Annotated in this window: 24 protein-coding genes and 1 pseudogene; 23 read left to right on the top strand and 2 right to left on the bottom strand. The window is 28.1% G+C overall.

Annotation, left to right across the window (positions count from 1 at the left end; genetic code table 11):
* Positions 1–375: 375 nt before the first annotated feature.
* The 12 genes and pseudogenes from rpmH to V7Q02_RS10430 all read left to right on the top strand — a co-directional run bounded on the left by rpmH (position 376) and on the right by V7Q02_RS10430 (position 11,149).
* A complete protein-coding gene (rpmH, locus tag V7Q02_RS10485; RefSeq protein ID WP_012104240.1) occupies positions 376–510 on the top strand; it encodes a 50S ribosomal protein L34 in 135 nt (44 codons plus the stop codon).
* Positions 511–560: 50 nt separating this feature from the next.
* Positions 561–899, top strand: a complete 339-nt coding sequence (gene rnpA / locus V7Q02_RS10480) for a ribonuclease P protein component (RefSeq protein WP_333860963.1) — start codon at positions 561–563, stop codon at positions 897–899.
* Positions 896–1,105 (top strand): membrane protein insertion efficiency factor YidD, encoded by a 210-nt coding sequence (yidD, locus tag V7Q02_RS10475; protein WP_333860962.1) that lies wholly within the window; start codon positions 896–898, stop codon positions 1,103–1,105. Before rnpA ends, yidD begins: the two co-directional genes overlap by 4 nt.
* Positions 1,106–1,125: 20 nt before the next feature.
* Positions 1,126–1,794 (top strand): membrane protein insertase YidC, encoded by a 669-nt coding sequence (locus V7Q02_RS10470; RefSeq protein ID WP_333860961.1) that lies wholly within the window; start codon positions 1,126–1,128, stop codon positions 1,792–1,794.
* Positions 1,795–1,811: 17 nt separating this feature from the next.
* Entirely contained in the window at positions 1,812–2,438 is a 627-nt protein-coding gene (gene jag / locus V7Q02_RS10465) for an RNA-binding cell elongation regulator Jag/EloR (RefSeq protein WP_333860960.1), read from the top strand.
* Positions 2,439–2,499: 61 nt separating this feature from the next.
* The gene (mnmE, locus tag V7Q02_RS10460) at positions 2,500–3,879 is read left to right on the top strand and encodes a tRNA uridine-5-carboxymethylaminomethyl(34) synthesis GTPase MnmE (protein WP_333860959.1); all 1,380 of its coding nucleotides are present in this window, start codon (positions 2,500–2,502) and stop codon (positions 3,877–3,879) included.
* A gap of 10 nt (positions 3,880–3,889) precedes the next feature.
* Positions 3,890–5,776, top strand: a complete 1,887-nt coding sequence (gene mnmG, locus V7Q02_RS10455) for a tRNA uridine-5-carboxymethylaminomethyl(34) synthesis enzyme MnmG (RefSeq protein ID WP_333860958.1) — start codon at positions 3,890–3,892, stop codon at positions 5,774–5,776.
* A 24-nt stretch (positions 5,777–5,800) separates the two neighbouring features.
* Positions 5,801–6,514: a 16S rRNA (guanine(527)-N(7))-methyltransferase RsmG gene (rsmG, locus tag V7Q02_RS10450; protein WP_333860957.1), complete on the top strand. Its 714-nt coding sequence runs from the start codon at positions 5,801–5,803 to the stop codon at positions 6,512–6,514.
* A gap of 886 nt (positions 6,515–7,400) precedes the next feature.
* Complete coding sequence (locus V7Q02_RS10445) at positions 7,401–8,774, top strand: reverse transcriptase/maturase family protein (protein ID WP_333860956.1); 1,374 nt, start codon at positions 7,401–7,403, stop codon at positions 8,772–8,774.
* A 155-nt stretch (positions 8,775–8,929) separates the two neighbouring features.
* Positions 8,930–9,655, top strand: a pseudogene (locus V7Q02_RS10440) (ParA family protein); the annotation flags it as partial.
* Positions 9,656–9,662: 7 nt separating this feature from the next.
* Positions 9,663–10,523, top strand: a complete 861-nt coding sequence (locus tag V7Q02_RS10435) for a ParB/RepB/Spo0J family partition protein (RefSeq protein WP_333860955.1) — start codon at positions 9,663–9,665, stop codon at positions 10,521–10,523.
* A 122-nt stretch (positions 10,524–10,645) separates the two neighbouring features.
* On the top strand, positions 10,646–11,149 hold the full coding sequence (locus V7Q02_RS10430; protein WP_333860954.1) for a DUF4446 family protein: 504 nt from the start codon (positions 10,646–10,648) through the stop codon (positions 11,147–11,149).
* A gap of 131 nt (positions 11,150–11,280) precedes the next feature.
* Here the strand turns inward: V7Q02_RS10430 and yyaC are convergent, their stop codons facing one another.
* The gene (yyaC, locus tag V7Q02_RS10425) at positions 11,281–11,868 is read right to left on the bottom strand and encodes a spore protease YyaC (RefSeq protein ID WP_333860953.1); all 588 of its coding nucleotides are present in this window, start codon (positions 11,866–11,868) and stop codon (positions 11,281–11,283) included.
* A 76-nt stretch (positions 11,869–11,944) separates the two neighbouring features.
* A complete protein-coding gene (gene ytvI / locus V7Q02_RS10420) occupies positions 11,945–13,000 on the bottom strand; it encodes a sporulation integral membrane protein YtvI (RefSeq protein ID WP_333860952.1) in 1,056 nt (351 codons plus the stop codon).
* A 627-nt stretch (positions 13,001–13,627) separates the two neighbouring features.
* Here ytvI and V7Q02_RS10415 point away from each other — a divergent pair.
* From V7Q02_RS10415 to V7Q02_RS10365, 11 genes are all read left to right on the top strand, one after another.
* On the top strand, positions 13,628–14,482 hold the full coding sequence (locus tag V7Q02_RS10415; protein ID WP_333860951.1) for a mechanosensitive ion channel family protein: 855 nt from the start codon (positions 13,628–13,630) through the stop codon (positions 14,480–14,482).
* Positions 14,483–14,486: 4 nt separating this feature from the next.
* Positions 14,487–14,696, top strand: a complete 210-nt coding sequence (locus tag V7Q02_RS10410) for a DUF951 domain-containing protein (RefSeq protein WP_333860950.1) — start codon at positions 14,487–14,489, stop codon at positions 14,694–14,696.
* Between the two features lie 130 nt (positions 14,697–14,826).
* Entirely contained in the window at positions 14,827–15,114 is a 288-nt protein-coding gene (gene rpsF, locus V7Q02_RS10405; RefSeq protein WP_333860949.1) for a 30S ribosomal protein S6, read from the top strand.
* A 12-nt stretch (positions 15,115–15,126) separates the two neighbouring features.
* The gene (locus V7Q02_RS10400) at positions 15,127–15,567 is read left to right on the top strand and encodes a single-stranded DNA-binding protein (RefSeq protein WP_333860948.1); all 441 of its coding nucleotides are present in this window, start codon (positions 15,127–15,129) and stop codon (positions 15,565–15,567) included.
* A 21-nt stretch (positions 15,568–15,588) separates the two neighbouring features.
* Entirely contained in the window at positions 15,589–15,843 is a 255-nt protein-coding gene (gene rpsR, locus V7Q02_RS10395) for a 30S ribosomal protein S18 (protein WP_333860947.1), read from the top strand.
* Between the two features lie 143 nt (positions 15,844–15,986).
* Positions 15,987–16,304, top strand: a complete 318-nt coding sequence (locus V7Q02_RS10390; RefSeq protein WP_333860946.1) for a MazG-like family protein — start codon at positions 15,987–15,989, stop codon at positions 16,302–16,304.
* Positions 16,305–16,315: 11 nt separating this feature from the next.
* The gene (locus tag V7Q02_RS10385; RefSeq protein WP_333860945.1) at positions 16,316–17,302 is read left to right on the top strand and encodes a YybS family protein; all 987 of its coding nucleotides are present in this window, start codon (positions 16,316–16,318) and stop codon (positions 17,300–17,302) included.
* 19 nt (positions 17,303–17,321) lie between these two features.
* Entirely contained in the window at positions 17,322–19,307 is a 1,986-nt protein-coding gene (locus V7Q02_RS10380; RefSeq protein WP_333860943.1) for a DHH family phosphoesterase, read from the top strand.
* Positions 19,308–19,751 carry a 50S ribosomal protein L9 gene (gene rplI, locus V7Q02_RS10375; protein ID WP_333860942.1) on the top strand — a complete coding sequence of 148 codons (444 nt, stop codon included), beginning with the start codon at positions 19,308–19,310 and terminating at the stop codon, positions 19,749–19,751.
* 48 nt (positions 19,752–19,799) lie between these two features.
* Positions 19,800–21,659: a Lon family ATP-dependent protease gene (gene lonC / locus V7Q02_RS10370; protein ID WP_373844972.1), complete on the top strand. Its 1,860-nt coding sequence runs from the start codon at positions 19,800–19,802 to the stop codon at positions 21,657–21,659.
* 47 nt (positions 21,660–21,706) lie between these two features.
* Positions 21,707–23,041: a replicative DNA helicase gene (locus V7Q02_RS10365; RefSeq protein WP_333860940.1), complete on the top strand. Its 1,335-nt coding sequence runs from the start codon at positions 21,707–21,709 to the stop codon at positions 23,039–23,041.
* Positions 23,042–23,045 lie beyond the last annotated feature (4 nt).

Raw genomic sequence — 23,045 nt, 5'->3', positions numbered from 1 at the left:
AGTTATACACATAAATTATTAAGTTATACACATATTTATCCACAAGTGTGGATAAATAATTTAAATCGTAAAGTTATCCACAAGTCCCTATAATATAATATCAAAACATAACTACCTATTCAATAAGTTATCCACAAAAATAAATAAAAATGTTGATATGTGAACTTTTTTATTAAATTTTATACTTTTTAATTTGTATTGACATTGTAACTTAGTGAATATATAATTTAATAGTAAAACTTTAGGATGGATTTAGTATTTTATAGATAAGTGTATTTAAAAAGCTGGATTTCTATTTTTAATGTTCAGTTTTAAATTGAATTTTATAATGTTAAATAAATATTATTAAACTTAAAGAAAGGAGTTGTGTGGATTATGTGGATGACTTATCAGCCAAAAAAGAAACAAAGAAAAAGAGAGCATGGCTTTAGAAAAAGAATGAGAACTCTATCAGGAAGAAATGTTATTAAGAGAAGAAGACAAAAAGGTAGAAAAAGATTAACAGCATAAGGCCGCTTTTGTGGCCTTTTTCTGCAAGCAGAAAAAAGGAGCAAAGACAGATGGATTTTTATAGATTAAAAAAAAATGCAGAATTCAGAGCTGTGTATAAAAGAGGAAAGTCTTTTTCTAATAATTTGTTAGTAGTGTATTTATATATAAATAAAAAAAGTATAAATAGATTAGGTGTATCGGTAAGTAAAAAAGTAGGTAAAAGTGTTGTTAGAAATAGAATTAAAAGGTTGATTAAGGAAAGTGTTAGATTGAATAGCAGTTGTATAAAAGTTGAAAATGGATACGATTTAGTATTTATAGCTAGAAAGGCATCTAGTGGAAAAAGCTACGTAGAGATAAATAATTCTGTAAAAAATTTAATTAGAAAAGCGGGTTTATATAAATGAAAAAGTTTTTGATTTTTTTAATTAAAATATATAGGAAGTACATTTCCCTTTTAAAAATACCCAGTTGTAGATTTTATCCTACTTGTTCACAATATGCATTGGAAGCTTTACAAAAATATGGTATTATAAAAGGTGGATTTATGTCTATAAAGAGAATATTGAGGTGTAATCCATTTTGCGCTGGTGGATATGACCCAGTTAAATAAATTTCAGGAGGAGTAATGTTTTGCAATATCTAAATAATGCTTTTGTTCAGTTTTTTGAGTTTTTACATCGTAATGTGACTTTACTTATACCTAATCAAAATGTATCTTATGGTATAGCAATAATTTTGATGACTATAATAATTAGGATCATAATACTCCCATTAGGTGTAAAACAGTTAAAGTCTTCACTTATAATGAATGAAATTCAGCCGGAAGTTAAAAAGTTGCAAGAAAAATATAAAAAAGATCCACAAAGAGCTCAACAAGAAATGATGAAATTATACAAAGAAAAAGGTGCTAGTCCTTTCAGTGGATGTTTACCACTTCTTATTCAATGGCCTATTTTAATTGCCCTCTACTATGTTTTTAATAATTTATCTGGAATAAATGGGATTAGTTTTTTATGGATAAGTGATTTGGCTAAAAGAGACATATTCCTTGCTATTTTATCTGGAATAACTACTTATTTATCTACATATTTTATGATGTCTTCAAATAATAGTGAACAGACAGCCAAACAGACACAAACAATGAATATAGGAATGTCCGGATTTATGATATTTATGAGTTTGGGATTTAAATCTGCATTGGTACTGTATTGGGTTGTTAGTAATTTGATTCAAATAGCACAAACTTTAGTTATAAAGAGGATTGGAACTAAGAAGAACACTAGTCATAGTAAAGGTTAGGGGGGTGGCTGCTTATTATGAAGATTATAGAGGTTGCTGGAAAAACTGTTGATGAAGCAATTAAAAATGCATTACTAGAATTAAATGTGGAAAGAGATAAAGTGGAAGTTGAAATATTAGATTCAGGAAATAAAGGTTTTTTAAACTTTATAGGGGTTAGACCTGCTAAGATAAGGGTTAAAGTAAAAAGGGATTATATAAAAGAAGCAAATATATTTTTAAAAAATATTCTACATTGTATTAAAGTAGAAGCTAAAGTACAAATTAAAGAGAATAATAATGTTATAAAAATATATTTAACGGGTTCTGATATGGGAATACTCATAGGTTATAGGGGAGAAACATTAGATGCTATTCAATATCTTGTAAGTCTTGTGGTGAATAAAAATCATGATATAGAATATAAAAGAGTTATTTTGGATACAGAAAATTATAGATTAAAAAGAGAAGAAACCTTAAAAAGACTTGCAAAAAAAGTTGCTGAAAAGGTTAGAAGGACAGGTAGAACTGTGAAATTAGAACCGATGAATCCTTATGAGAGAAGAATAATTCATTCTTCTCTTCAAAATGATTTTTATGTAAATACCTATAGTGAAGGTCAAGAACCTTTTAGAAGAGTTGTAGTAGATTTTAAGAAAGCCTAAAAGGCTTTCTTTTTTTAAATCTGTAAAAGTTATATAATTTTATTTGGAGGAAATTAAAATTATGTTAGAAATTGATACAATAACAGCTATTGCTACTGTTTTAGGAGAAGGAGGCATATCTATTGTAAGAATTTCAGGAGAAAATTCTCTTAGTATAGTTAATAGCATATTTAGAGGAAAAAATAATAGAAGTTTGTTAGATATAAAATCCTATTCTATGAGATATGGCTTTATAATAGAGATAGACACTGGTGAAATATTAGATGAAGTACTTGTAAGTTTTATGAAAGGACCTAAAAGCTATACTGCAGAGGATGTGGTAGAGATAAATTGTCATGGTGGAATATTAGCTACAAGAAGGGTAATAGAAGAAGTTATTAAAGCAGGTGCCAGACTTGCAGAACCTGGTGAATTTACCAAAAGGGCATTTTTAAATGGAAGGATTGATTTAAGTCAGGCAGAAGCGGTAATTGACATAATTAAAGCAAAAAGTAACATTTCAGTGAAGTCAGCCTTGCAGCAATCACAAGGTAAAATTTCTAAAGAAATTAATTTATTAAGAGAGGAACTTCTAGAGATAATTGCACATATAGAAGTTACTGTAAATTATCCAGAAGAAGATTTAGAAGAGGTGACTTCAGAGGAGGTTATTTTAAAGTTAAATAAAATATTGCATAAAATAAATTATATATTAAGTAATGCAGAGGAAGGCAAGATAGTTAGAGAGGGTTTAAATGTAGCAATTATTGGAAAACCCAATGTAGGGAAATCATCTTTACTGAATTCTTTAATTGAAGAAAATAAGGCCATAGTTACAAATATACCTGGCACCACTAGAGATGTTATAGAAGAGTACATGAATATAGGAGGAATTCCTGTAAAAATAATTGATACAGCTGGTATAAGAAAAACTGATGATGTGGTAGAAAAAATAGGTGTGGAGAAATCTAAAGAAAAAATAGATGAATCAGATTTGGTTATATTAATGATGGATTCAAGTAAGGAATTAGATGAAGAAGATAAAGAAATAATAGATTATGTAAATCATAGAAAATATATTATTCTATTAAATAAAATTGATATAGGTGATAAAATAGGTTTAAATAATATTTGTAATTTAAATTCAAGATTCATAATAAAAACTTCCATTAAAAATGGAGAAGGTCTGGATGAAATTAAAAACTGCATTAAAGAATTATTTTTTAAAGGAGAAATTAAGTCAGAAGATTTATTTATAACTAATACCAGACATAAAGAAGGATTAATCAGAGCCAGAGAGAGTTGTGTTGAAGCGTTAAAAACGTTAAAAAGTACTTTATCTATAGATTTAGCATCTATAGATATAAAAAATGCATGGGTTAGTTTAGGAAAAATAACTGGTGATACTTTAGAAGAGGATATAATAGATAAAATATTTTCACAATTTTGTTTAGGAAAGTAGGTAATTAGAATTGGAGTATTTTTCAGGAAGATATGATGTAATAGTTGTAGGCGCAGGCCATGCAGGATGCGAAGCAGCACTTGCTGCGGCTAGAATGGGTTGTAAAACTTTAATATGTACCATGAATTTAGATAGCATAGGTTTTATGCCATGTAATCCCAATATAGGGGGAACAGCTAAAGGTCATTTGGTAAGGGAGATAGATGCTTTAGGAGGAGAAATGGGTATAAATATTGATGCTACTTTTATACAGTCAAGAATGCTTAATACTTCTAAGGGACCTGCTGTGCATTCACTGAGAGCACAGGCGGACAAGAGAAATTATTCAGGAAGAATGAAAAGTGTACTTGAAGGACAGTATAATTTGGATTTAAGACAGTTAGAAGTGATAGGTATAAGAATTGACAATGAAGGTAAGGTTTGTGGAGCTTTAACAAAGAATGGAGCATATTTTGAGACAAAAACTATTGTTTTATCCACAGGGACCTATTTAAAAGGTAAGATAATTATAGGTGATACAAGTTATAGTTCGGGACCAAATGGATTTATGCCAGCCAATGATCTTTCACAGAGTTTATTAGATTTAGGGATAGAGCTTAGAAGATTTAAGACAGGCACACCGGCAAGGGTAAATAGACGTAGTGTAGATTTTTCTAAAATGATAGAACAGTCGGGTGATAAGAAAATAATTCCTTTTTCTTTTATGAGTAAGAATTTAGACAAAGAACAGGTGTCTTGTTATTTGACATATACTACAGAGAATACTACAAAAGTTATAAGAGAGAATATAAATAGATCGCCACTTTTTAATGGCTCTATTAAATCAGTAGGACCAAGATATTGTCCTTCTATTGAGGATAAGATAGTTAGATTTCCAGATAAGGAAAATCACCAAATATTTATTGAACCTGAAGGGGAGGATACAAATGAGCTGTATGTGGATGGTGCGTCTACATCAATGCCTGAAGATGTTCAAATAGCCATGTATAGAACTATAATAGGACTTGAAAATGTAGAATTGTTGAGAACGGGATATGCTATTGAATATGATTGTATAAATCCACTACAATTAAAGCTTACTTTAGAATTTAAGAAAATTGAAGGATTATTTGGAGCTGGACAGTTAAATGGAAGCTCTGGATATGAGGAAGCAGCATCTCAGGGTATAATTGCAGGTATCAATGCAGCACTTAAAGTTCTGGGAAAAGAACCCTTTATTTTAAAAAGATCAGATGCCTATATAGGAGTTTTAATAGATGATTTAGTTACAAAAGGAACAGAAGAACCATATAGAATGATGACATCTCGTGCTGAATACAGGCTTATACTTAGGCAAGATAATGCTGATTTGAGACTTACAGAGATGGGATATAAAATAGGGTTAGTAACTAAAGAAAGATATGATAAATATTTAAAAAGAAAGAATAGTGTAGAAACTGAAATAAAGAGAATAAAAAATCTGTATATAACACCTAAGAAAGAAGTAATTGAATTCTTAAATTCATTGAATTCCTCTGGATTAAAAAAAAGTATAAGTCTTTATGAATTAATAAAAAGACCGGAGCTTGATTATTTTAAACTTCAGTTGCTTGATACAGATAGACCTGAATTAAGTGAAGATGTTCAAGAAGAAGTAAATATCATTTCAAAATATGAAGGATATATAAGAAAACAGTTAGAACAAGTTCAACAGTTTAAAAAATTTGAAAACAAATTTATACCTGAAAACATAGATTATGGTGAAGTGAAAGGATTGAGAATAGAGGCAAATCAAAAATTAAAGAAAATACGGCCTATAAGTATAGGGCAAGCTTCTAGAATTTCAGGAGTTTCACCAGCAGATATTTCTGTTTTACTGGTTCATTTAGAAAAAAGACGTAGAGAAAAACTTTTATAAAATAATGATTTTGGAGAAAATATTATGAATTATTTTGTGAGTATGGATACTGTATGTAAAGATTTAGAATTAGATTTTAATCAGGAAAAGTACGATAAATTTATTAAATATAAGGATATGCTCAAGTTATGGAATGAAAAGATAAATCTTACTGCGATAATAGATGATCAGGATATAATTAAGAAGCATTTTATAGATAGTATTAATATATTTAAATTTTCCCCTTTAAAAAGTGTTAAAAGTATTATTGATGTGGGAACTGGTGCAGGATTTCCAGGCATACCTATAAAAATAATTAGACCGGAAGTAAAGCTCGTACTATTGGATTCTTTAAACAAAAGAATAAATTTTTTAAATCAACTGGTTTTAAATATTAAATTGGATAATATAAAATGTATACATGGAAGAGCAGAGGATTTTGCAAGAAAAATAGAATACAGAGAGAATAGTGATGCTGTGGTATCAAGGGCCGTAGCTAATTTAACGGTTTTAAGTGAATTGTGTATTCCTTATGTAAAAATAGGAGGATATTTCATAGCAATGAAGGGACCTTCTGTTGAAAATGAAATTAAAGAAAGTAGAAATGCAGTTAATATTTTAGGAGGCAAAATTCAAGATATAATAAAAATTGAAGATAATGAATTCAATCATAATTTGGTAGTAATGAAAAAAGTAAAACACACCCCTGACAAATACCCCAGAAAAGCAGGTATCTTATCTAAAAATCCATTAATGTAGATGGAGCTTTAGATATAAAGTATATAATATACTTTTTTAATGAAGGAATATATAATATTAATTGAAATTTATAAATTTCAAAAAGCAAAATGTTTCACGTGAAACATTTTGCTTTAATTTATATGTTACTAATTTTGTTATAATTTTACAAGCAGTAATACTGCTATTTTTTTAGTTTTTTTAGTATATAAATTAATGGATAAAATTATAAATTTTATATGTATTTTGCTATAAATAAAAGAATTTATATTAAAAACTCTTTTATTATTATAAATAAAAATATATAATTAAGAATAGAAAACCTAGAAAGGGGGAATTTAAATGAAAATAATATCCATATTTAATCAAAAAGGCGGAGTAGGTGTGCGTCCGTAATGGGTTATAAGAGAATGTTGTTTAATACAACCAAGGTTACAACGATACCTTGTTAACCAATAGACTTACCTAAGGATGGAAACATCAAAGGGACAATAGCATGTCTATTAAAGCATATAGTTTCTAAAAATGGTTAAGATGCTGATATGCAAGGTTAGGATGTGATAAGGTCAAGGCTGGATTGCTTGAATTCTAGTTTCTTAGCTCTAACTGCCGGGGTTTACGAAGACCATTTGAATACGTAAACGGAATATTTAAAGATAAAATTTTACCTGCGTTTTATTAACGTTGTAGATATTCCCCACATCTCCTATAAGATGTACAAGAAACGAAAGGAAGACCTAAGTCATGTTATCGCTTTTATTAATCTAAACGGAGATAGTCTAAGGTGAAATATTTTAAGCATTCATTATGACTACGGAACCTTCATAGTAGTCCGGGATAGGGAAAGCCTATTACATGGCGAAGGAAGGAAGGTTATTTTTATTGTCTGATTAAGGAGGTATGCGAAATGCAAAAAGCTGAATTAATATTGGCAATATTAAAAGATAAATCTAATAAAAATCCCAATTATAGATTTCAGAGAATATATAGATATTTATTTAATATAGATTTTTATTTAAGGGCATATTCTCAAGTGTATTCTAATGAAAATATAAGATATACCATTGAAGAAGAGGTACATAAATTCAGTATTGAAAGTACTTATGAAGTAATTAAAAAATTAAAAAATGAAAGCTATTATCCTGAGCCATTAAAAAAAACAGATAAGGGAAATAAAAAACATTGGAAAACAAAAACTCTATATGATAATTTAATACAGCAAATAATTGTGGAAATTCTTCAAGCTATATATAATATTGATTTTAGTATTAATTCTCATGGATTTATACCCAATAAAAATTGTCATAATGCTCTTTACAAGATAAAGTCCACTTGTGGTGGTTCTAGATGGGTCATAAGGGGTAATATAGAAAATTATTTTTACAATATAAATTATGATTTTCTTATAGAGCTTTTAGGTGAAAAAATATCTGATGGACGTTTTATAAATCTTATCTATAAGTTTCTTGTGGCAGGATATATGAAAGAAAAAAAAGATTGTGATACATTGTCAGAGATATCCCATAGGAAAAGTTTAGCTAGCATATTGATTAATATATATTTATATAAATTTGATAAATATATGAATGAAGAATTTAGACAAGCAGAATATACACGTTATTTAGATAATTTTATAATTTTTACTTTTGAAAATAGAGATTTGTCTGAATATATGGTAAGTGATGTAATAAGTTTTTTGCAAGATAAGTTAAATATAAAAGTCACTGAAAAAGAAATTTTTATGATTGATTTAAATAAGCGGAGGGCAAGATTTTTAGGATATGAAATAGCTAAGTTAAAATGTAATTATAATGACAATAAAAATTGTAAGCATGAAGAAAAAAGAGATAGTGGGATAATACAATTATTAATACCGGCTGATGTAATAAGAAAAAGAATTAAGCCTCTTATGCTGAATGGAAAATCAATACACAATAGTTCTAGAATTAACTTACCTATATTTAAGATAATTTCTCTTTACAATAGAGAAATTATAGAGTTATATAATTATTATTCTTTAGCATCAGATGTAAATATAAAGATTAGAAAATTTAAATTTTATCATTATTTAAGTTTAGTAAAGACTTTGGCAAGAAAAGAACAAATATCAGTTAAACAAGTATTAAATAGATATGGAATAGTATCTAAAGAAAAGGATAAAAAGATTGTAGGAGTTAGTTATAACACAGAAAATGGAATAAAAACTGTAACTTATTTTAATGAGTCTTTAAAAAAGAGAAATAAACCTCTTTATAATATAAATGATATAATTGGGAAGTAGATTGGTATAACTAAGAAGAACTTGATATAGATTTATCTTTTAATATAAATAACTGGAGAGCCGAATACATTGAAAGGTGTACGTTCGGTTCGGAGGGGGGTTCTCAAAAATCTGCTGTAATTTAATTATAGTAAGACGTTGGGTTCCTACCCTACAAAACTACTACTTGTATTAATTTAAGTGCATACTTAGCTATGCAAGGATATAAAATATTAAATATAGATATTGATCCTCAAGGTAATACTACTAGTGGATTAGGTTTTGATAAGAGAAATGTAGAGATTTCTATATATGATGTTTTGACCTCAAGGGTTAATATAAATGAAGCAATAGTACCCTGTGAGCTTATAGATAATTTCTATATAATTCCTTCAATAATGGAGTTGGCTGGATGTGAAATAGAATTAATAAGTAAGAAGAATAGAGAAAAAATATTAAAAAATAAGCTGAAAAATTTGAAACAGGAGTTTGATTTCGTATTTATAGATTGTCCACCATCTCTAGGATTGTTAATTATAAATGCACTCACTGCATCAGACAGTGTGCTTATTCCAATTCAATGTGAATTTTATGCATTAGAAGGCGTGGGACAATTGATGAATACAGTTAAATTAGTTAAGGAATCACTGAATACTAATTTAAAAATTGAAGGAGTAATTATGAGTATGTGTGATACTAGGACTAATTTATCAAATCAAGTTGTTTTAGAAGTGAAGAAATATTTTAAAGATAAAGTTTATGATACCACTATACCTAGGAATATAAGACTGGCGGAAGCTCCTAGTTTTGGACTACCTATAGTGCTTTATGATGATAAGTGTAAAGGTGCTGAAGCTTATGAGGGATTGACTAAAGAATTTTTACATAAGCAAAAGGAGTGAATGTATTTTGAATAAGAAATCTGGATTGGGAAAGGGCCTCAGGGCACTAATACCTGAAAATACTTTTGATATTGAAGAAGAAAATCAAAAAGACATTAAGTATATTAATATTGATTTTATAGTTGCAAATAAAAATCAGCCCAGAAAAAAGTTTGATGAGGATAAGATATTGGAACTTTCTCAATCAATAAAAGAGTATGGTATAATACAACCTCTTGTGGTTAATAAAATTGAAGATAACATATACGGTATAATTGTAGGAGAGAGAAGATGGAGAGCTGCCAAGTTGGCTAATATAAAAGAAATACCTGTAATTATAATGAACTTGTCAGATAATGAGATTTTGGAAGTTTCTTTAATAGAAAATATACAAAGACAGGATTTAAATCCTATAGAAGAAGCTCTAGCCTATAAAAAATTGGTTACTGATTTGAATTTAACTCAAGAAGAATTAAGTAATAAGATTGGAAAATCCAGGACTAAGATTACTAATTGTATAAGGCTTTTAAATTTAGATGATAGGGTTCAAAATTATCTTATAGATGGAGCCATTACTGAAGGACATGGAAGAGCTTTATTAGGTTTAGTAAGTAATGATTTACAATACAAGTTAGCTAGAACTATTATAGATAAAAATCTTACTGTTAGAGCTGTGGAAAAACTTATTAAAAATTTCAATTTACATAAAAAACCACCGCAGAGCGAGATTAGAGAACAGAATATTTATTATTTAGACATAAAAGACAAGTTAGAAAATTTATTTGGTACAAAGGTTTCATTAATGGATAAGAAAAATAAAGGTAAAATAGAAATAGAATATTATTCTCAGGAGGATTTACAGAGAATATTAGATATATTAAAAATCTAATTTGTTTAAAAATGTTTCACATGAAACATTTTTAAACAAAAATTCTTTTCATATATATAAGGGGTATATTGTTAAATAAATTAAGAACCATTCATTTTTAATTCCTATGAAAGGAGAAAAATATGCAAAATATCGTTAAACTAATAAATGGATTACACATATACATTATAATTGGATTAATTATAATTATAATAATATTATTTATTATGAATATAGTAATTTTAAAATCTTTGAATGGCTTAGAGAAAAGATATAGAAAATTTATGAGGGGATCTAATAATAAAAATTTAGAAGAATTTATTATTGGATATTTAGATAGCATAGACGATGTGAAAAATCAATATGAAAATATAAAGGAACTATATAATAGTTTAAATTCTAAAGTGAGCTGTTGTATACAAAAAATAGCTGTTATAAGATATAGGGCCTTTGAAGATGTAGGAAGTGATTTGAGTTTTTCAATAGCACTACTAGATGAAAAAAATGATGGGGTAATAATTACAGGAATATATGGAAGAGATGAAAGTACAACTTATGCTAAGCCTATAGATAAGGGCCTGTCCAGATATGGTCTATCTCAAGAAGAACAACAAGTTTTAGAAGATTGTATAAATAAAAGAGTATAGTAGTTATTAAATAAAAAACTCCTTGAAATACTTGTAAATTTATAAGGAGTTTTTTTATTTTTTTAAAGGGTTAATATAATCATCTAATTTTATTAATAAATAAATCAAAGATTGTTTATTTAAAAGATGCATTAAGCTTCCACGTTTTGGATAAAATTAGTATTATTTCTTCCACCAATAGTCTTTAATATGGAATGATATACGCCCTTTGAAATTATATCTGCCAATTGCATAACAGTAAATAATCTTGTATTTTGCAAGACCATAAATTCCATTGCACCACATATGTTTACAATGCCTGTTATACTTAAATCGCCCACTTTTGGAAGTGACTTATTCATGGCAGAACCAGGGTGAAGAGGTTTGGATTCTAATATTATTTTACCTACATTTTGAATATTGCCTAAACAGGCATCAATTGCTATTGTGAAAGGATCATTATATTTAGAGTTTATTTCATTTATTATGTTGGAAATATTTTTAGCGTGTACTGGATATTGAAGATTTCCATATAGTGCAACTCTATTTCTTACTAGAAATTTTAACTTATCTCCTACTATGGGACCTAAACTGTCTCCGGTAGATCTGTCTGTTCCTATACATAATATTACTATAGTTCTTTTGGATTTGACTATAGGAAATATTTCATTACTAATATTATCTCTTAAAGTGTATATTGAATTTTTGGCTGCGGGATCTATTATTAATTTTTTAATCATAAAAAACCTCCTATATTAGAATCTTTACCACATAGAGGTTTTTTATACTACAAGTTCATATATTTTGTTATAAAATTTAGAGCATATCAAGTTTTCTAAATATATTAAAAAATACCACTAGAAATATACAAAATATCATTCCAGATAGACCATTTGCTTTTAATCCTATAAACAATGCTGCAAGAACTGCTACAGGATGTATTCCCAAAGAAGATGAGACTATCTTAGGTTCAATAATTTGTCTTATTATAGAGACTAATATATAGCATATAAGCAGTCCTATAAATGTAACATAATTTTTAAATACTATTAAGTAAATAAAAGCTATAGGTATATATATGGTTCCAATCCCAAGGATAGGAAGTAAATCTGCTATAGCACATATTATACTTAATATTACGGCATATTTAACTTTAAAAATTAAAAATACTATTATGGTTTCTAAAAATGTAAATGAAATTATAATCATGTAGGAAAGTAAATAATTACCTAACATTTTTTTAGCCTCAGAATATATTCTTAATAATTTATCTGTTTTGTCATTTGGTATTAAATTTTGCATATTTATTTTGGAGGAACTTATATCCTTTGTAAAAAAATATGTAGTTAATAAAGTAAAAAGTACTACCATTAATATATATGGTATTGTAGCTATTAAATTTATTATATAAGATACTAGTTTACTGGATAAATCTACTACTATATTTGATGTTTTGGTAACAAAATTTGTAAAGTTTTTTTCTAAGGTATTTATTATATAAGGATCCAAATTATTATAATATTTTTGTAATTTATAAAATGAGTTATATATATCTGTTGAGTTTTTAGAAATATATATTTGAGTATTTTTACCAAATTGTATAGCTTCTTGACTTATAGTGGTTATTCCAAGAACCAATAAAGTTATTATTATTGTAAAAAATAATACAGTTGTAATTAAAGATGCAATGCTATTTTTAATTTTTAATTTTTGTGAAATAAAAATTGTAGGTCTTCTAAGTATTAATGCACATAAAAGAGCCAGAACAAAAGGTAGAGTGTAATCAAGAGTATTAAAAAATATTAAAAAGAGTATGGTATAAACTATAAAAAATATACTAATTTTATCAATTTTGTTTATTAAATCACTCATGAGTATATATCAACTCCTCTAAAATTTTTACTATTATTTTCATTATTAATAATAGTACTAGGATATATTTTATAATTTACATAATAATTATATATATTATTAAATACGAAGTATATTTGTTATATAATTATATCGTGAATTAAAATAATCTATGTATAATAATTATAAAGTAATATAATAGTATTGTATATACTTAGAGTAGTAAAATTTTACATACTTAGTTGAGTTATTTAAGAGTTTGAGGGAATTTTATTATGAAATATACGTCTTCTTCATCTAAATTTTAAAAGAACTTATTAGGGTCTATAGTAATTATTGATATGAACAACAAATTAATTAAGTCTCAAGAGAATATAAAAAAAGGTAAAATTTAAATAGAGAGAAGGTGAAAACTGCTATAAATTTATTAAAATTAATGATATTAGAAACTTCAAAAAAATAAAGTTTATTCAAAGAAAAATTTCAAAATATAAATAATCAGCATAGCATCATATTTATGGTAATGTTGATACATTATGTTTTTTATACAGAAATTTAAGTTTTTGAAGCAATATATCAAATAGAAAGAGATTTATTAATAATGTATAAATCTCTGTAGATTTTATTAGATTTTATGTAACGGAAAATATGAAAGAAAATTTAACTAAAATATATAAAAGTTTGAAAATACCTAAAGAAAGTATATATAATTTTGGTGAAACAGTGTTTAAAATAATAATTATAGTAATTGTTATGTATGTTGTTATTAAACTTGGAAATAAAATAATAAGTAAGTATGTTTCTAAACAGAAAAATTTTAAAATTTCATTGGATGATAAAAGGGCTAAAACTATAGGAGCTATCTTGAGAAGTGCATTGAAGTATGTAGTATATTTTTTCGGTATATTTAGTATTATTACTATAATATCACCTAAAATAGGTATAACTGGATTGACTTTTGCAGGTATAGGTGGAGTAGCATTGGGACTTGGAGCACAGAGTATTATAAAAGATATAATAAATGGTTTTTTTATATTATTTGAAGATCAATTTGCAGTGGGAGATTATATAAATATAGATGATAAAGGTGGTATTGTGGAAAGTATAGAATTAAGAATTACTAAGATAAGGGATTTTAATGGAGATTTACATATAATACCAAATAGCCTAATAACTAAAATTACAAATCACTCTAAAGGAAGTGCCAGAATTATTATAGATACAGATATTGCCTATGATGAAAATATAAATAGGGTTATGAGCGTAATGTCGGAATTATGTGAGAGGTTTAAAAATGAAAATTCTGTTATTGTGGAAGGGCCTGCAGTTCAGGGTATAACAAGTATTAAAGATGATAGAGTGACTATTAGAATAGCTGGTAAGACAAAAACAATGACACAATGGGATATGGAAATGAAACTTAGAAAGGAAATATGGGAAGTATTAAAACAAGAAAATATTAAAATTCCTTATTCATTAGTAAAAATTTTAAAGGAGGAATAGATATATGAAAAAAATCTTTTATATTGGTGATATAGTACAGATGAAAAAAGGTCACCCCTGTGGCAGTAATGAATGGCAAGTTATAAGACTTGGTGCTGATATAAAAATAAAATGTTGTGGCTGTAGCAGGATAGTAATGCTTCCAAGAAATAAATTTGAAAAAAATGTAAAAAAAATCATAAAGCAGAATTCACCTGATATACAAGAGTTATAAGTGTATGTTATAAATTTTCTATGCATAAAAAAATTAATTGATTTTATATAGAAAAAGTAGTAAAATAAGAAAACGTAGTCCCTGCTGTGAAAATTACAGCCATTAGTCCGAGGGGAGGAGGTGGAATTCAATGGGTAAATATGAAACTATATTTATATTACATCCGTCATTAGATGAGGAAGGTTATAAATCTAATATAGAAAAATTTAAAGGTGTAATAGAAAATGGTGGAGGTGTAATAGAAAACGTTGATATTTGGGGTAAGAGAAAGCTTGCCTATGAAATAAAAAAAGTTAACGAAGGATATTATACTCTTATAACTTTTAATGCTGATCCTACATTGCCAAAAGAGTTAGATAGAATATTTAGAATTACAGATACAGTTGTTAGACATATAATAGTAAAGGATGAAAAATAGGTGGTGTTTTAATTGAATAAAGTTGTTTTAATTGGAAGATTGACTAAAGATCCGGAATTAAGATTTACACCAGGAATGGGAAAAGCGGTTACTACCTTTACTATAGCTGTTGATAGAAGATTTACTAGAGACGGACAAAGAGAGGCAGACTTCATTCCTATAGTTGTATGGGGAAAACAGGCTGAATCTACTGCTAATTATATGAGTAAAGGAAAGCTTATAGGTATTAGTGGCAGAATCCAAACTAGAAGTTATGAATCTAGAGACGGTATTAGAAAATATGTTACTGAAGTTATTGCAGAAGAAGTCCAATTTCTTGAATGGGGACAGAAATCTGTAAGCAACAATAACACTGAAAATTTATCTGAGGGTTTTGGCAAAAACTCAGGCTTTAATGAAGATATCTATGGAGAAGATATTACTCCAGTTGATGAGGGAGATATCCCATTTTAAGAGTAAGGAGGGAGAAGCAGTATGGCAAATAGAGAAGGCGGAAGAAGAAATTCTGGAAAATTAAGAAGAACCAAAAGAAAAGTTTGTGCTTTTTGTATGGATAAGTCTGAATTTATAGACTATAAGGATATAAATAAATTAAGAAAGTATGTCACAGAAAGAGGAAAAATTCTTCCAAGAAGAATTTCTGGAAACTGTGCAAAACATCAAAGGGAATTGACTAGAGCTATTAAGAGGGCTAGAAACATAGCTTTATTACCATTTACAACAGAGTAGTTAAAAAGTGAAGAATTTGTATTCTTCACTTTTTTTAAACCTAATCTTAAATTATACATATAAGTTTAAATCATCACTTCTATTTTATTGCACAAAAATGTAAAAGAAACTAAAATATAATTAAAGAATAGGAGGAGAACTGTATGAAAAAACAAAATTTTAACATAATGTATAATGTTAAAATGATAGAGGATTTAAAGGCGGATCTTCTATGTATAATAGGGGATTTTTTTAAATTACTCACAAAAGGAAGTAATGTAGCACAACAAGCCATATTAGATTGTATTTCTGGAGCAATAATAATATTATATTTGCTTTCAGAAAGATTGGGTTACTCTCATACAGCTGTAGATGAAACTATAAAAAAGAAATTAAAAATTGGTATAATTGAAGAGGATAGAATAGAAAAAGATGGAAAAGATTTAACCAAGTTATATAATTATCTTAAAGACAGAAATTGATGGAGGTATGTATGCAAGGTAAAACATATAATGTAAAGGCTTTAGTAGAAGCCAGTATTATAACAGCATTTACAGTGGTAATAGTTCTTATGAATATATATGTACCTATATTATCTATAGTTATTAATTTTATAATACCTATTCCTATAGCAATACTATATATAAGACAAAACTATAAGGTTACTTTGATTTCTGTGGCAGCTAGTGGTATATTTATAGCAATGCTTTATAATCCTATAAGTGCATTATCCTCTATATTGTTAATAGGGCTCACAGGAATGACTTTAGGATATTGTATAAAAAATAAAAAAGGGTTTGGAAATACAATTATTTTTTTAGCTATATCTTTTGTTGTAGGAATAACATTTTATTTATTTGTTTATACCATTTTTATAAATAAAGAGGGTATATATGGATTTATCAATGAAATGTTAAAAGGATTAAAGCAGTCAATGGAATTGAGCAAAGATATGTATAAAAGATCTGGAATGTCAAGCAGTGAAGCTGCTGCAATTGAAGAAGTATTTAGAGTATTTACACCAGAATATATTATGAAGTTTATTCCAGCTGTGGTTATAATTTCAGTATTTATATTATCCTATTTAAATTATATGGTAACGTTATTTGTACTTAAAAGATTAAGATATGAAGTTAACGAAATTAAACCTGTTAGCCAATGGTATATGAATATCAGATTAGGTACATTAATTGGATTAATTCTTGTTATAGGAATGCTGCTTGATAGAAGGAATATGATTATAGGAGGATATTTGGCTAATTCAGCAGGTACTATACTTCAATTTATACTTTTATTAGATGGTATAACATTAATTACATATTATTTAATAGATAAATACAAAATATCTAAAAAGATTGTGGCATTAATAATAATATTTACAGCTATGTCAAGATTATCTTTATTTTATGTTATTATAGGATTTATAGATATGATATTTGATTTCAGAAAACTAGATCCTTATAGAAAATTAGAAAAATAGTAACCGGGGGCTTTATTTGATGCAAGATAATTATAATTATTTTATAACTAGTAATAAAGTGTATATGGTGATAATTGCGGTGCTGGTTTTATTATTAATTCTATATGGACATATAATAATTGGTAGCATAGCTATTGCTTTATATGTGCTGCTTGTAATTTATAATATAAAAAATACAAAGTTTAGAAAAAATGAGTGGAAAAAATTTATAGAAGATTTTTCTTCGAAACTTGATGTAGCCACTACAAGTACACTTGTTAAATTTCCATTTCCGCTTGTTATAATAAAAGTAACTGGAGATGTACTTTGGTATAATCAAAACTTTTCTTTTATATTAGAAGGAAAAGATATATTAGGTCAAAATATTAAAAATATTGCAAGGGACTTTAATATTAAACAGGCGGTGAACGGAAAGGAAAGTGTATTTAAATATATAAAAATAAAAGATAAATATTATGACATATATACAAATATAGTAGGAACTTCAGAAAAATCTAGGGATAAGATTGTTATATTATATCTTTATGATGTAACAAAGTCTCATAATATGGTAAGTTCGATAAATGCCAATAAAGATACTATAATGCTTATGGAAGTTGATAACTTTGATGATGTAGTTAAAGCTATGGATGAAGATGATAGACCACTTATAATAGCAGAAATAGAAAGAACTATAAATATTTATGCACAAAGTTTAAATGCAATGATTAGAAAATATGAGTCAAATAAATATATATTGTGTATACAGAACAAGTATATAGAAAAAGAAATGGAAAAAAAATTTGAAATATTAGATACTGTGAGAGAAATAAATATGGGAAACAAGCTTGCAGTAACTTTAAGCATAGGCATAGGTAGGGGAGGAGCTACTCCCTTAGAAAATGAAAAATATGCAGTATCTGCTAAAGAACTGGCATTAGGCAGGGGTGGAGATCAATCAGTTGTAAAAAATGGAGATAAATTACTATTTTATGGAGGAAAGGCCAAAGAGGTTGAAAAAAGAACTAAGGTAAAGGCAAGAGTGGTAGCTCAAGCATTGGTGGATATAATAAATGACAGCAACAATATATTTATAATGGGTCATATTAAACCAGATATAGATTGTTTGGGTGCAGCAGTAGGATTACACAGTGTGGTAAGTTTACTTCATAAGGAGTGTCATATAGTATTAAATAATCCAAATGAAAGTACAAAACTTATATTGGCAAAAATAAAGGACGAAAAGGAATATAAGGATGTATTCATACATAGTAGGGATTGTGATGATAAAATGGATAAAAACAGTCTCCTTATAATTGTGGATGTTCACAGTGAAGGCTATGTAGAAAGTATGGATTTGGTAAATAAATTTGGTAGAATAGTTATAATTGACCATCATAGAAGAACCACAGATCTTATTAAAGGATCACTTTTAAGTTATATTGAACCTTATGCTTCATCTACCTCTGAATTAGTTACAGAAATGTTGCCATATATGGTAGAAAAACCTGCCATAAAAACTATAGAAGCAGAAGCTCTTCTTGCAGGAATATGCGTAGATACTAAAAATTTCTATTTTAAAACTGGAGTAAGGACTTTTGAAGCTGCTTCATTTTTAAGAAGACTAGGAGCAGATACTATAGAAATAAAAAAATTTTTCTCTTATGATTTAGAAGCTTATTTAAAAAGGGCTGAAATTATAAAGTCAGCTAATATATATAATAACATTGCCATAGCAGTATGTCCGAAGCAAATAGAAAGTATACTGTTAGCAGCTCAAGCAGCAGATGAATTGCTAAATATTACAGGTATTCAAGCGTCTTTTGTTTTTGTTAAAATAAAAGATGAAATATTTATTAGCGGAAGATCCCTAGGAGATATAAATGTGCAAGTTATACTTGAAACATTGGGAGGGGGAGGACATATTACTATGGCAGGAGCAAAATTAGAGCATATTACAATAGATGATGCTTTATTGCAATTAAAGGATGCCATAAAGAAATATGTTAAGGAGAGTGAAAAATAAATGAAAATTATTTTATTAAAAGATGTAAAAACTCTAGGGAAAAAAGGTGAAGTTATAAATGCTTCAGATGGATATGCTAGAAATTATTTAATACCAAAAGGATTTGCAGAAGAGGCAAATAAAACTAACCTCCATATATGGAATAATAAAAGGGAAGCTGAAAGAAAACAGAAGCTGGCCGAAATTGAAGCAGCACAGAAGCTTGCGGCAGAATTAAAGGGAAAAGAAATAAGTTTATCCGTTAAATCGGGAGAAAATGGGAGAATATTCGGTTCTATAACCGGAAAGGATATTTCAGATGAATTAAATAAAAAATTTAAAATAAATATAGATAAGAAAAAAATAGCGGTTAATAATATAAGACAGATTGGTACTTATGATGTGGAAGTTAAATTATATCCTGAAATATCTACAAAAATAAAAGTAATTATTGCAGAAAAATAAGGAGGAGAACTCGTGAAGTTACAATTTATTGATGGTTTGGATAAAGAAATGAATAATTCCATACCAATAGATATTCAAGTTAAAGTATTATATGATTTATTAAAGAAAGTTATGGATGAAGCTACCATAAATGATAAGGTAGAAAAATATAATCTTCAAGAGTACATAAATAGTGATGATGTATTTAAAAGAATATATGCTTTGAATAAAATAGTAAGTAATGGAAAAGGATTAAGTATTATACCCAATCAATCTAATATATATAATGCTTTAGAGGATACCAATAATTGGCTTGCGGAGACTTTAGCAGAGAGATATGTGAGAACTAAAATTGAAAGAGAAGTAGAAAGAAATGTTACAGAACGTCAGGACAAGTACATGGATGATGTAAGATTAAGTATTATAAAGAAACAAAAAGGGCCAGAAAATGCTAAAACTTTAAAAAAGTATGCAAAACTTGAGGTACTTGATTCTAAAAATCTTAGTAAAAATATACAAAGACTTTTAAGACCAGAAAATTTTGATGAAATTATAGGTCAGAGAAGAGCAGTAGAGTCTATACTTTCTAAAATAGCATCCCCTTATCCACAGCATATAATCTTGTATGGACCTCCTGGGGTAGGTAAGACTACTGCCGCTAGAATTGCTCTTGAAGAGGCAAAAAAATTAAAGTTTACTCCTTTCAATAAAGATGCTAAATTTGTAGAAGTTGATGGGACTACACTTAGATGGGATCCTAGAGAAATTACAAATCCTCTTTTAGGTTCTGTACATGATCCTATATACCAAGGTACCAGAAGAGATTTAGCAGAAGGAGGTATACCTGAACCAAAGCTTGGACTTGTTACAGAAGCACATGGAGGAGTACTTTTTATTGATGAAATTGGAGAATTGGATGATATGCTCCAAAATAAATTACTAAAAGTTTTAGAGGACAAAAGAGTTGAGTTTTCCTCTTCGTATTATGATCCTGATGATGAAAGTATACCAAAGTATATAAAGTACTTGTTTGATAAGGGAGCCCCAGCAGATTTTTTACTTATAGGAGCTACTACAAGGGAGCCGGGGGAAATAAATCCAGCTCTTAGGTCAAGATGTACAGAAGTTTATTTTGAACCCCTTTCTGTAAAAGATATACAAAATATAGTGGAAAATGCAGCAGCAAAATTAAATATAGATATGGAAAATGGGGTATCAGAACTTATAAGTAAATATACTATTGAGGGAAGAAAAGCTATTAATATATTATCAGACGTATATGGATATGTACTTTATAATAGTGGCATTAAGGATTTAAATAATAAAATTAAAATTACAGTAGAAGATTTAAAAAAGATTATATCTATAGGAAGGTTTAAATCCTTTGAAGATGTGTCTTTAAAATCAGAATATGAAGTGGGGCATATTTATGGATTAGGAGTTAGTGGATACATAGGTTCTACTATAGAAATAGAATCAGTGGCATTTAAGGCCAAGGAAAAGGGAAGAGGAGTTGTAAGGTTTAATGATACAGCGGGAAGTATGGCAAAGGACTCAGTATTTAATGCTGCTTCGGTAATAAGAAAAATGACAGATAAAGATATAAGTGATTATGATATTCATGTAAATATAATAGGGGGAGGAAGAATTGATGGGCCTTCTGCAGGGGCTGCTATCACAGTTTGCATAATAAGTTCTCTTTTAAATAAGCCATTAAAACAGAATATTGCTATTACAGGAGAAATATCATTAAGAGGCAATATAAAGCCTGTGGGTGGAATTTTCGAGAAAACCTATGGTGCAAAAAGAAATGGAATAAAAACAATGGTCATACCTGTAGAAAACTTAAAAGAGGTACCTAATGATATTGAAGATATAGTAGTTGAGCCAGTATCCAATATTGAAGAATTAATCAAAATAGTGTTTTAATATAGTATAGAAATAAACTTTTGTAAACTTAAGGAGTGAAGATATCCATGGATGCACCTTTAGGAAGTATACCTCATAATTTGGAAGCTGAACAAAGTGTAATTGGTTCAATGCTTGTTGACAAGTCTTCTATAGTTGAATCTATGGAAATTTTAAAAGTTGATGATTTTTATAGAGAATCACACAAGATTATATTTGAAGCCATTTTAGATTTATATAAAAGAGATATAGCTGTAGATATAATAACGTTAACTGAAAGTTTGAAGTCTAAATCTAAATTGGAAGCTGCAGGAGGAATAACCTACATAAGTGAATTGAGTGGTTCTATAGTATCAACTGTAAATTTACAGTCTTATATAAAAATTATAAAGGATAAATCCACCCTCAGAAAACTTATTAAAGCCTCTACAAAGATAATAGAAGAAAGTTATAACAATCAAAATAATGTAGAGAAAACTATTGATATGGCGGAAAAGTCTATATTTGACTTATCAAATAATAGAAAAGTGTCTGATTTTGAACCTATGAATGTTGTACTTGAAAGAGGATTTTTGGAAATAGAGAGATTGTTTAATAATAAAGGTCAGACTACAGGCATAGCCTCTGGGTTTAGGGAATTAGATGCTAAAACTTCAGGATTTCAAAAGGGTGATATGGTTTTAGTAGCTGCAAGGCCTTCTATGGGTAAAACTACTTTTGCATTGAATATAGCAGAATATGCAGCCTTAAGAGAAGGTAAGAAAGTGGCTATATTTTCTCTTGAAATGTCAAAAGAACAATTGGCATATAAATTACTATGTTCTGAGGCACATATAGATATGCTAAAGCTTAGAACTGGAAATTTAGAAGATAAGGATTGGGAAAATATTGCCAGAGCTTCAGGCCCCCTAGCTGAGGCAAAGATATTTATAGATGATACTGCTGGGATATCTATTATGGAAATGAGATCTAAATGTAGAAGGTTAAAAATAGAACATGGTATAGATATTATAATTGTAGATTATCTGCAGCTTATGAGTGGCGGGAGGAGTTCGGAAAGTAGACAGCAGGAAGTGTCTGAGATATCTAGATTTATAAAATCTCTTGCAAAAGAGATGCAGTGTCCTGTTATAGCACTCTCACAGTTATCTCGTGCGCCAGAGGCCAGATCAGATCACAGACCAATGCTTTCAGATTTAAGAGAATCAGGTTCTATAGAACAAGATGCCGATATAGTTATGTTCTTATATAGAGATGAATATTACAATAAAGAAACAGAAGAAAAAAATATAGCGGAATGTATTATTGCAAAACAAAGAAATGGTCCTACTGGTACTATAAAATTAGCCTGGATGGGGCAGTTCAGTAAATTTGGAAATCTGGATATGATACATCAGGAATAAAAAT

Origin of the sequence: Clostridium sp., assembly GCF_036781005.1 — a bacterium.
Classification (GTDB): domain Bacteria; phylum Bacillota; class Clostridia; order Clostridiales; family Clostridiaceae; genus Clostridium_B.
This window is presented reverse-complemented; position numbering and strand designations above follow the sequence as displayed.

Bases quoted from the DNA above. Each gene is read 5' to 3' on its own strand.
- V7Q02_RS10385 (WP_333860945.1), top strand. From the start codon at position 16,316: ATGCAAGGTAAAACATATAATGTAAAGGCTTTAGTAGAAGCCAGTATT.
- V7Q02_RS10415 (WP_333860951.1), top strand. From the start codon at position 13,628: ATGAAAGAAAATTTAACTAAAATATATAAAAGTTTGAAAATACCTAAA.
- rpsR (WP_333860947.1), top strand. From the start codon at position 15,589: ATGGCAAATAGAGAAGGCGGAAGAAGAAATTCTGGAAAATTAAGAAGA.
- jag (WP_333860960.1), top strand. From the start codon at position 1,812: ATGAAGATTATAGAGGTTGCTGGAAAAACTGTTGATGAAGCAATTAAA.
- rnpA (WP_333860963.1), top strand. From the start codon at position 561: ATGGATTTTTATAGATTAAAAAAAAATGCAGAATTCAGAGCTGTGTAT.
- V7Q02_RS10390 (WP_333860946.1), top strand. From the start codon at position 15,987: ATGAAAAAACAAAATTTTAACATAATGTATAATGTTAAAATGATAGAG.
- mnmE (WP_333860959.1), top strand. From the start codon at position 2,500: ATGTTAGAAATTGATACAATAACAGCTATTGCTACTGTTTTAGGAGAA.
- rsmG (WP_333860957.1), top strand. From the start codon at position 5,801: ATGAATTATTTTGTGAGTATGGATACTGTATGTAAAGATTTAGAATTA.
- V7Q02_RS10365 (WP_333860940.1), top strand. From the start codon at position 21,707: ATGGATGCACCTTTAGGAAGTATACCTCATAATTTGGAAGCTGAACAA.
- rpmH (WP_012104240.1), top strand. From the start codon at position 376: ATGTGGATGACTTATCAGCCAAAAAAGAAACAAAGAAAAAGAGAGCAT.
- V7Q02_RS10445 (WP_333860956.1), top strand. From the start codon at position 7,401: ATGCAAAAAGCTGAATTAATATTGGCAATATTAAAAGATAAATCTAAT.
- rpsF (WP_333860949.1), top strand. From the start codon at position 14,827: ATGGGTAAATATGAAACTATATTTATATTACATCCGTCATTAGATGAG.
- ytvI (WP_333860952.1), bottom strand. From the start codon at position 13,000: ATGAGTGATTTAATAAACAAAATTGATAAAATTAGTATATTTTTTATA.
- V7Q02_RS10380 (WP_333860943.1), top strand. From the start codon at position 17,322: ATGCAAGATAATTATAATTATTTTATAACTAGTAATAAAGTGTATATG.
- V7Q02_RS10410 (WP_333860950.1), top strand. From the start codon at position 14,487: ATGAAAAAAATCTTTTATATTGGTGATATAGTACAGATGAAAAAAGGT.
- yidD (WP_333860962.1), top strand. From the start codon at position 896: ATGAAAAAGTTTTTGATTTTTTTAATTAAAATATATAGGAAGTACATT.
- lonC (WP_373844972.1), top strand. From the start codon at position 19,800: ATGAATAATTCCATACCAATAGATATTCAAGTTAAAGTATTATATGAT.
- rplI (WP_333860942.1), top strand. From the start codon at position 19,308: ATGAAAATTATTTTATTAAAAGATGTAAAAACTCTAGGGAAAAAAGGT.
- V7Q02_RS10430 (WP_333860954.1), top strand. From the start codon at position 10,646: ATGCAAAATATCGTTAAACTAATAAATGGATTACACATATACATTATA.
- yyaC (WP_333860953.1), bottom strand. From the start codon at position 11,868: ATGATTAAAAAATTAATAATAGATCCCGCAGCCAAAAATTCAATATAC.